The organism is Crocosphaera chwakensis CCY0110 (assembly GCF_000169335.1).
In the GTDB taxonomy this organism is placed as follows: Bacteria; Cyanobacteriota; Cyanobacteriia; order Cyanobacteriales; family Microcystaceae; genus Crocosphaera; species Crocosphaera chwakensis.
Window position 1 is genome coordinate 1 of sequence record NZ_AAXW01000104.1, and the last position, 10,133, is coordinate 10,133.

The window sequence follows — 10,133 nt, forward strand, 5'->3', positions numbered from 1 at the left end:
TTGTAACCCCATTATTGACTGTTTTATAAATTCTGTCATTAACTTGATCAATTTCGTCTCTTAACGCTTCTGGGTAGTAATCTCCAGGTTTTGCCCCAAGATGATTAAATTCACTGTTAAACATCCGAATAATTTCAGAGGATTCGTTATTAACAATCGTGTTAGTTTTCTTATCCCATAAAATAGGAACTGTCACCCTTCCCGTGTAGTTTTCCTTCGCTTTGGTATAAACTTCATACAAATATTTAGCTTGATGAATGGAATCAGCAATTACCCCTTCTCCCGATTCAAACGTCCAACCATATTCCCCCATAAACCAGTGAACAACCGAAAGAGAAATCATCTTTTCTAGTCCTTTAATTACCCTAAAAATTAAGGTTCTGTGGGCCCAAGGACAAGCATAAGAAACATATAAATGATAACGATTAGCTTCAGCTTTAAATCCGTCTTTTCCTTCTTTGGTTATCCAGTGGCGAAACTGAGATTGTTGGCGAACAAAACGTCCCCCTGTACTTTTTGTATCGTACCATTGATCTTGCCAAACGCCGTCAATTAATAATCCCATTTTTAAATAATCCTAACTGGTTTGTGAGCGTACTTTTTCAGTATAATCTTTTGGTTTTAATTGACGAAATTGTTTTAAAATTAGTTGCCGTAAGTGAAGGGGTAAATAGGACATTAATAAGCCTAAATCAGCTCTTTTTGATGGTCCTAAAACTTGTTTTGATGAGGTCAACAATTCTCTTCCTTCTGCTGTTTTTCCTTGTTCAATTAATCTTAGTCCTAAGTCTTGTTGGGTCTGGGCTAATTTTATTTTTCGTTTTTCTTCTAAGTCTTGATCTTGAAAGTTATAATTGTCAATACAATATAATTTTGCTTGTAAAAAGTGTAAATTTTGCCCTAAACTGGTTTGTCCTCCATGAAAACGATATTCCATTAAATAGTTGGGTAAAAAATAGCCTATTTTCCCAATTAATGCCAATCTAACTAATAAATCAAAATCTTCGCATCCATCGGCTTTTGGGTCCATATAGTCGACTTCTTTTAAACAAGAATAACGGAATAATGTTGACCCTACTTGTAAACTTTGATAATAAAAAGTTTGCCAATTTAAGTTTTGAATAATACCTTCTTTAAGTTTATCTTTACCCCAACGAACTGCATTGTCTTTTGTTGCAGATTCTATCCTTTTACTATCTTTATCAATCACCCAATGATTCGTACAAACAAAATCAACTGAGAGATTTTTCTCTAATATATTGACAGTTTTTTCTAGAAACTCCGGGGTTAAAGCATCATCATCATCAAACTTAATAAAATAATTCCCTTGGGATGCTTCAAAACCCGATCGCATATTGCGACTTCTTCCCATATTTTTCTCATGACGAATATAACGAATTCGACTGTCTTGAAATCCTGCAACGACTTCAGGTGTATCATCAGGAGAAGCGTCGTCACAGATAATTAATTCAAAATTAGAATAGGTTTGATTAAGAACACTATTAACCGCATAAGTAAGATAATGGGAACGGTTATAAGTTGGAATACAAACACTGACTTTAACCATAATATTTTAAGAGATTGTTCGCTTGATTTTTCCCATAATTCCTTGCAGTTTTCGAGTTGCTTTAGTGAGAGAAGTCGGCGGAGTTAATTGACTAGGTTTTTGGTCGGGATTTTTCAAAAAACGATAATATAAAAAGGTATCTTTATAGTTAATATCTGCATCTTCTCCTTGACATAAACGGGCGAAAGATGCCGAAGAATAATTCATGTAATGAATACGATGAATGGGCTTTAATCCTTGCTCATTATAAAGGACATTATCAATACTGACAAAAGGATCAGCATCAGCACAGTTTCCGGTTCTATCTTGTCCATCCGAACTTTGGGTAAAATTGTAAATCGGTCTTTCACTGCGTAAAGTCAGATAGTTATAGAGAAAAACATCATCCCACCAGCCAATTCTATTAATCCATTCGACTTCTCTTTTGTTAATCAATTTATCTTCTAATTCTGCTAATTCTTCGGGAGGAAATAACCCTTTTTTCGAGCCAAAAAAACTAGCATCATGAATTTTAGGTCTAACTTGTTCTTCTGTATAGCAACCACTGGTTTCTATAATAGGAATATTTAAAGCTGCATTTTCCGTTGATTTACGATGTTCCCAGTCATCAAAAACAAAATCATAGTCTTCTAACTTTTTAAATACATCCTCAACAGACTTCATAGCTAAATTATCAGCTTCGTAAAAAATAAACTGATCAAATTGCCCATCAAAGGCTACAAATTTACGATGTAAATGTCCCTTATACCATCTGGGGCGACTGGCTTTACTTTCTTTATTTCTCGGATGAGCTTCCCAAACTTTATGAGCAAAGTTTTCCCATCTATTAATGGAGGATTGATTCTCAAATAAACTCAAATTCGGACGATTTTTGATCTCTGCTTTGACTTTATCTAAACGCTCATCATAGGGAATAATACAAATAGGAAGTGAAGGACTAACATTGACTTCAATACTATTGAGTAACGCTATCAGTTGATCATAAACAACATCATTAGCTAGGGTATAAATTCCTTGAGATACCATAATTTTTCCTCAAATTTTTATGGCTTATTAACTAATATTTGACCAATTTGATATACCTCAAAACCAATAAATAAACATAAAATAATGGTAACCAATTTATTAAGCCAAGGAATATTACCTTTTCCGAAGAAAGAGGCCACAAATTTAGCAATCACAATTCCCATGGCCATGAAAACTAAAATTTTACCTAAGTTAGTCATTTGTTTACCTCTAATTAATCTTTACGTAAGCAAAAACGATGTCAATCTAAGTTTAAATTAGGAACTACTGAGAAAAATTACTATCAGGTAAGATGGTATTTTCTAGATTAGCACCTTCCATATTCGCACCCCCTAAATTGGCTCCTTCTAAGTTACTTTTAATCAGCCGTGTGTATTTTAGTTTAGCATTAAGTAAGTTAGCAAATTTAAAATTAGTTTGGGTTAAATTGGCACCATTTAAAATGGCTCCTTCGAGGTTAGCTCCTTCGAGGTTGGCTCCTTCGAGGTTAGCCTCCATGAGATTAACCCCTTTCAAAATAGCCCCTTCTAAATTCGCTCCTGTTAGAGTAACACCTTTTAAGTAAGCATTGCTGAGATTGACTCTCCTTAAGTCAGCATTAGCTAGATTGGAATCTTTCAGGTTAGAATCTTTTAAGTTGGCTTGGGCTAATTTAACCCCGATTAAATTTCCTTGTCTTAACGTCAGATGGCGTAAATAACACCCCTCACAGTTTTTGCTTGTTAAAAGCAGTCTAACAGTGCGGCCTTGCCAATACATAAACCCTGTCATTCCTGCTAAAGCAAGAGCAACCAGAATAGTGATCCCTAAGATAATTGATTTTAGAGAATACTTCTTTAATATTGGTCGATAAAGGAAAAACGATGTTTTTTTTTCAATACTCAAAGATTTTAAAGCTTGATAAGCAGTTAAGGCATCAGCAAAGCGATCGCTTTGTTTAGGCGCAGTCATTTTCCTTAACCATCGTCGAAAACGGGGATGAAGATGGAGCAGTAAATGTTGATAATGCAGTTGATAACCGTGGGGATCGAGTAATTGATTAATATTGTGGGCTGAACTGCCAGTCAACAGACAAACCAGTGTCGCCCCTAGACTATAAAGATCGGAGGCTGTGGTTAATTGACGGTTAAACATTTCTTCTGGGGGCATAAACCCTACCGTTCCCCGAATGCTGCTACTCATGCCAAGATCGCAACTACCCATCCTAGCAAAACCAAAGTCAATTAAATAAACTTTTAACCCATTGTCTGGGTCAATTAAGATGTTATCGGGCTTAATATCTCCATGAATGATGGGAGGATGATGTTTTTGTAAGTAGATGAGGATTTCTAAGAGATTGAGGGCGACTTGTTTAATTTCTGGGGGGCTTAACCCTTTGATTTGCCCCAGGGACTGTCCTTGTTTATATTCTTGAACTAAACAAAAGCCGTTCGGGGTTTCAAAGGAGTCGAGATAACGGGGAATACTGGCTAGATTTAGCGATCGCAAGACGCGAATTTCTGATTGATGGGCTTGATAACTATTCCAATTACCAATTTTGGCGAACTGGTATTTTTTAATAACCACAGTTTTTTGGGTATCAACATGAGAGGCGAGATAAGTCACTCGTCCTCCTGTACTGTTTTTTCCTAAGACTTGTTCTATGTGGTAGTTGTACTGTAAAAAGTTGGGATATCTAGCCATATTCCCCCCAAGTTAAAGCATAAGCCCTAATTAGGATTTACTGCTCACCGAAATAGGCTTCTAATGCCTGTTGCACAATATGATTCATCGGCCGGTTTTCTTCCTGGGACGCTTGTTTGAGACGGACAAACATAGCATCAGGAACACTGACTCGGTGTTGATTTTTGCGAACACGGCGACGTTTTTTCGGGCTATAACTTTCTGAGAAGGTTCTTAAGGCATCGAAGCCCACTCTTTGACAAAATTGCCCAAAACTTTCTTTGTCGATTTTTTCTTCTTTGTAGTAAGCAAATAATGGTTCTAAGAAGCTCTCGATGTCTTTTTCTGGTAATTTATCGATGTAGGGTTGAGCTAACTGGGTTTGATTGGGATCGCCTCCTAACCAAATTTGATACATTCCGGGTGCGCTGCCCACAAACCCTAATTCGGCCATGTAGGGACGGGCGCAACCGTTGGGACATCCGGTCATTCTGATGACGATGGTTTGCTCTCCTAAGCCCAGATGCTTTAAAACCCCTTTAATGCGTTCTAAAATCCCTGGTAATGCCCGTTCTGATTCAGCTATGGCTAGTCCACAGGTGGGTAAAGCAGGACAGGCCATGGAATATCGGGTTAAGGTGTCGATTTTTTCAGGATCACTGACAATGCCACAGTGAACTAAAATGCTATCGATGCCGGCTTTATGTTCGGGGTCAATCTCATAGAAAATGAGGTTATGATTAGCGGTTAAACGCATGGGTAGGGCATATTCGTCCGTAATTTTTTTCAGTGCGCTTTTTAACTGAAAACTACCCTCATCCTTCACCCGACCATTTTCGATAGAGATGCCTAAAAAGAGCTTGCCGTCTCCTTGTTCATGCCAACCAAGATAATCTTCATATTTCCAGTCTGGAAGGGGTTTAAATGGTTCTAAGGCTTTCCCTAAATAGTCTTCTACCTTTCCTCTAAATTTTTCGATTCCCCAATCTTGGATCAGGTATTTCATGCGGGCGTGACGGCGTTGGGTGCGATCGCCATAATCTCTTTGGGTGGCTAAGATGGCTTTCATCAAGTCAAATATATCGTCTTTAGCCACATATCCTAGGGGTTCAGCTAATCTAGCAAAGGTTTCTTCTTTGTTGTGGGTGCGACCCATTCCGCCCCCGGTCAGGACGTTAAACCCTAATAATTCTCCACTGTCGTCGGTGATCACCACTAAACTGACATCATGGGTGTAGAGATCGATGGAGTTATCCCCTGGTACGGTAACGCTACACTTAAATTTACGGGGCATATAATGCTCTCCGTAAAGGGGTTCTTCGCTATCTTTAACGATGATTCCGTTGCCATTCCGTTGACGAGCGGACACCACTTCAGGATCTTCTTCAACACTAATGGCTTTTTCCCCATCTAACCAAATTTCGTAATAGGCATTGGTTTGGGGTCGTAAGAGATCGGCTATTTTATCGGCGTATTCCCAAGTATATTGATAGTCTGGGCGATTTTTAAACGGTGCTGCTGGTGCCATAACGTTGCGGTTAAGATCCCCACAGGCTCCTAGGGTTGATCCCATGCTCTTGACAATGGAAGCGATCGCTGATTTTAAATTTTTCTTTAAAATCCCATGAACTTGAAACCCTTGTCGGGTGGTAACTCGTAGGGTGTGGTTGCCATATTCATCACTGAGGCGATCGAGGGTAGAATAAAGTTGCGCGGGTATAAAACCCCCTGGATTACGGGTCCGCAACATCATCTGATAATCTTTTTCTTGCCCTTTGACTCGGTTATCTCGGTTATCTTGTTGATAAGACCCATGAAATTTGAGTATTTGAACTGCATCTTGGCTAAAATGGGTGCTATCTTCTAATAATTCGCTTTTTAACGGCTCTCTTAAGAAATTGCTACGTTCTTTAATGTTTTCTAGTTTAGAAACTTTGCGGGTAGGTGAAACAGGAGTTTTGACCATTGCAATTGATTATTAAATGCGGTACTAATCTAACTTTTTTTCTATATTGCTCAGTCAGATTATGAGTGACTTTTTCTATTTTAACTGTTTTGAGTCTTTTTGATTCTTTAAAAAATGTGACAAAATATCTTTCCTCTTTGTAAAGACTTTAGTCTTTCATACTAACTGTGGCACTAATGAAGATTTGATATTATTGGTTATCAATTATAGATTAGACTCTTTTTTCCTCAGCAGCCTAACTATTAGAAAGACTAATAAAAAGTTTCTTGAATTCAATGCTAATATTAACCCCCAATCTCCTGATGATAATAGATGATAATTAAATGGATAAATAAATATTGTTAAGGCAAATATAATCAAAAAAGTAATGTTTTCTATCAAGTTTAAAAATGGAATAAAAGGCAGTATCCAAATAATATATTGTGCCGAAAATACTTTGTTAGTTACCATAAATAAGGATAAAGCTAAGACAACATATTTGACTAAATTAGTAACTTCTAATTTTTTCTCTTTATCAAACCTATCATACTTAGAAAAATCTTTTTTTTCTTTTATCAAGATTATTAAAAAGAGAAATAAAAAAACAAAAGGTAGTATCTTAGCAACAAAATCGGCTAGAAATAAGTTTAGATGTAAAGCTCCATAATTATAGATGATTACAGATGTTTCCTGATGAATCCATTTAACTTTATTTAATAATAAAATTATTCCTCCAAGAAGTGTCTCTATCTGTAAACCTCTTTGCTTATGATAATTTAAAAAATATCCAGCACTATCAACATCAATAAAAAACAAAGGTAAACAAACAAGAATAATTGTTATGGCTGTAGATAAACATAATTGCTAACAAGCTCGAAAGTTTTTTCTTTGAAAAAAATAAATGATGAAAACAGGCAATAAAATAACTGGATATAATTTGGCTAAAATCCCACAACCTAAAAGTATTCCGCTGATTATTGGCTGCTTAAACAGATAATAAAAAGCTAAAATAGTCAAAAAAGAAGGAAATAAATCATAACGCCAAGGCAATAAAGGTAGAGAAACTAAAATCAACAAACTATAACTGATTAAACTATTTATATAATGTTTTTTTTTCGTAAGTGAGTTCAATTTTTAAAATTGTCACCGCAATAATAAGCGAAAGAATAGTATTCTCTAGGCAAAAAAGTTTTGTATAATCTCGAAGATTAGGTACGAATCCGAAGAAAAATTTACAAAAATTGATTAATTGAGGTAATAACATTGTCAACAAAGAAAGTGGAGGATATTCCACTGGAAAATCTTTATAAGGTAAAGCCCCGTTAAGAATATTAAGTGAGTAATCATAGTAGAGTTCTACATCTCCTAAAACTCGACGAGGAAATGATGGATGATTAACCCAAATAAGAGTTGTTATAAATGTTAAACAGTGAAACCCTATCAGAATCACTAACACTCCTTTCTTATTGAGTTTAATTTTGTTTATAATAGTCATTCTTTAAACCCTATATTTTATTCTTACTTAAAATTTTCTGCTCATATCATAACGTGAAAATCACAACAACTAAGAATAATCAGAGAAATCGATAATTTCTCTGAAATGTGATATAACTATTAAGGCTAGGTCATGGGAAATCTTGTCTTTTTTGAGCCTTCATTGATGATCTTTGCTTAATTGTAAAGGTTTTTAAGCCTCAAACTCCCATAACTTACTCTCTCGTTTACACTTTGTACTATTCCTAAGTTATTCATGACAACATTGCTCACTCAGTCTCAACCGTCAGTTTCTCCTCAATTAGATGAGAACATTCGGTTACGGGATATTTTGAAAACGTTACCCTCAGAAGTTTTTGTTAAAAATCCTCGAAAAGCTTGGTTTAAGGTGATTCTTACTGTTTCTATGGTAGCTTTAGGTTGGGCTGCTTTGGCAGTTTCTCCTTGGTACTTACTGCCCATTTTATGGGTATTTACAGGAACAGCTATGACCGGATTATTTGTCATTGGTCATGATTGTGGACATCGTTCTTTTTCTAATAATAATTGGGTCAATGATTTCATTGGTCATACTGTTTTTTTACCGCTATTTTATCCTTTTCATGGTTGGCGTATTCTCCACAATCATCATCACAAGCACACCAATAAATTAGATGTTGATAACGCTTGGGATCCATTTATGCCAGAATTTTATGAAAGTTTGTCTGCTTTTGAAAGATGGGGTTATCGACAGTTGAGAGGTTCTTTTTGGTGGTTTGCTTCTGTGGTTCACTGGGCAAAAATTCACTTTGACTGGACTAAATTTGAAGGAAAAGACAGAGAACAAATTCGCTTTTCTGCTTTAGTCGTTATTGTAGCTGCTATGATCGCTTTTCCTATTGCTTTCGTCACCTTAGGAATATGGGGTGTGATTAAGTTTTGGTTGTTACCTTGGTTAGTGTTCCATTTTTGGATGAGTACCTTTACTTTAGTTCATCATACGGTTCCCAATGTTCCCTTTAAAAAAGAAGCAGACTGGAACGAAGCCCAAGCTCAATTATCGGGTACTGTTCATTGTGATTATCCCCGTTGGGTAGAAATTCTTTGTCATGACATTAATGTTCATATTCCCCATCATATTTCTACGGGAATACCTAGCTATAATTTACGCATGGCTCATCAAAGTTTAAAGGAAAATTGGGGTGATTATTTGTGTGAACTGCGCTTTTCTTGGCCGTTAATGAATGAGATTACCACTCAATGCCATCTTTATCATCCTGAGACAAACTATCAGAGCTTTAAACAATATTATCAAAACAAAAAATAAGAAACCATTTTTTTGAACACATTTAGGGGATCGCTGGTTCTTAGCGATCCTTTTATAATCAATGTACAATCAAGATTCAGCAAAACGATATAGTAACCAACCGCCCATAGCGAGTCCTAAAAGATTAGGTAACCAACCCGCTAAAACAGGAGAAATTAAGCCCATTAGACCCAAACTACCAATAAGAAAGCCCAAGAGATAGTAACTAAAAATAATGACCACACTTAAGCCAAAACCTGTCGCGCGACTCATCTGTTGAGGGGTTGCCCCTAAAGCCGAACCTACCACCCCAAACACCACACAAATGAAGGGAAAAGCCAGTTTTTGTTGAATTCTCACTTGAAACATTCGTAGCTTTTTATCATCCCCCATCATCTTCAAAATTTTCATATATTGCCTAGCCTGAATAATATTCATTTCATAGGGATCACGGCCTTGTAAGGCAAATTCAAAGGCTGCTTTCGTTAAAGGTAACTGTCGGTGTTCAAAGGGATAAGCTTCTTTATAAGAGGCATCCGAAGATAATTGATAAATAGTCCCGTTGAAAAAATCCCATGTTTCTTCTTGTCCATTCCATGTTGCTGAATCTGAGACAACAATCCGATTTAATCGTTCTTCTAACCATTCTAAAACCGTTAAAGTTTTGAGATGTTGACCATCAAATTGTTCAGCAAAAAATAAATGCTTTAACCGCTTTTCTTGATCTCCGTTAGGTAAAGTCACCTGTTCATAATCAGGGTAAAAAATATCTTTATTTTGCCAATAAGGATGATCTTCTTGTAAATACTCCACTAAAATCGCTGTAGCCCGATAATTGGCCGCAGGAACGACTAATTCACTCATCAAAAACGTAACCCCTGTGACGGCTAGACTCATAACCATAGCGGGAATAATCAAACGATACAAACTAACCCCACAGGATCGAAAAGCAATTAATTCACTATCGTTACTCAAACGTCCATAAGTTAATAAGGTGCTTAACATCACAGAAATGGGCAAAGCATAGGCCGTAAATTCTGGCACTTTTAACAGCAAAATTTCCGATGCTTGCATGAGGGGTAAATTAGAATCGACTACCTTATCCGCTAAATCTGATAAATAACCAATGGCTACCCCCAATACAGACACTAAAC

Annotated in this window: 10 protein-coding genes; 1 reads left to right on the forward strand and 9 read right to left on the reverse strand. The window is 36.4% G+C overall.

The annotated features are described in order from the left end of the window. From CY0110_RS26710 to CY0110_RS26750, 8 genes are all read right to left on the reverse strand, one after another. Positions 1-565 (reverse strand): glutathione S-transferase family protein (locus tag CY0110_RS26710; RefSeq protein WP_008278779.1); only part of this gene is annotated, 565 nt, incomplete at its 3' end. Positions 566-577: 12 nt separating this feature from the next. Then, a complete protein-coding gene (locus CY0110_RS26715) occupies positions 578-1,567 on the reverse strand; it encodes a glycosyltransferase family 2 protein (RefSeq protein WP_008278780.1) in 990 nt (329 codons plus the stop codon). A gap of 6 nt (positions 1,568-1,573) precedes the next feature. Then, positions 1,574-2,593 carry an Npun_R2821/Npun_R2822 family protein gene (locus CY0110_RS26720; RefSeq protein WP_008278781.1) on the reverse strand — a complete coding sequence of 340 codons (1,020 nt, stop codon included), beginning with the start codon at positions 2,591-2,593 and terminating at the stop codon, positions 1,574-1,576. 17 nt (positions 2,594-2,610) lie between these two features. After that, entirely contained in the window at positions 2,611-2,793 is a 183-nt protein-coding gene (locus CY0110_RS26725; RefSeq protein ID WP_008278782.1) for a hypothetical protein, read from the reverse strand. 64 nt (positions 2,794-2,857) lie between these two features. Further along, positions 2,858-4,276 (reverse strand): serine/threonine-protein kinase, encoded by a 1,419-nt coding sequence (locus CY0110_RS26730; protein ID WP_008278783.1) that lies wholly within the window; start codon positions 4,274-4,276, stop codon positions 2,858-2,860. A 37-nt stretch (positions 4,277-4,313) separates the two neighbouring features. Next, positions 4,314-6,221, reverse strand: a complete 1,908-nt coding sequence (gene sir / locus CY0110_RS26735; protein ID WP_008278784.1) for a sulfite reductase, ferredoxin dependent — start codon at positions 6,219-6,221, stop codon at positions 4,314-4,316. Between the two features lie 204 nt (positions 6,222-6,425). Further along, on the reverse strand, positions 6,426-7,016 hold the full coding sequence (locus tag CY0110_RS26740) for a hypothetical protein (RefSeq protein ID WP_008278785.1): 591 nt from the start codon (positions 7,014-7,016) through the stop codon (positions 6,426-6,428). 277 nt (positions 7,017-7,293) lie between these two features. Next, entirely contained in the window at positions 7,294-7,695 is a 402-nt protein-coding gene (locus CY0110_RS26750; RefSeq protein WP_008278787.1) for a hypothetical protein, read from the reverse strand. Between the two features lie 255 nt (positions 7,696-7,950). Here CY0110_RS26750 and CY0110_RS26755 point away from each other — a divergent pair, with 255 nt between their 5' ends. Beyond that, positions 7,951-9,000, forward strand: coding sequence for a fatty acid desaturase (locus CY0110_RS26755; RefSeq protein WP_008278788.1), 1,050 nt, complete (start codon positions 7,951-7,953; stop codon positions 8,998-9,000). Between the two features lie 69 nt (positions 9,001-9,069). Here CY0110_RS26755 and CY0110_RS26760 read toward each other — a convergent pair. Beyond that, a partial coding sequence (locus CY0110_RS26760; RefSeq protein ID WP_008278789.1) for an LptF/LptG family permease occupies positions 9,070-10,133 on the reverse strand: 1,064 nt, incomplete at its 5' end.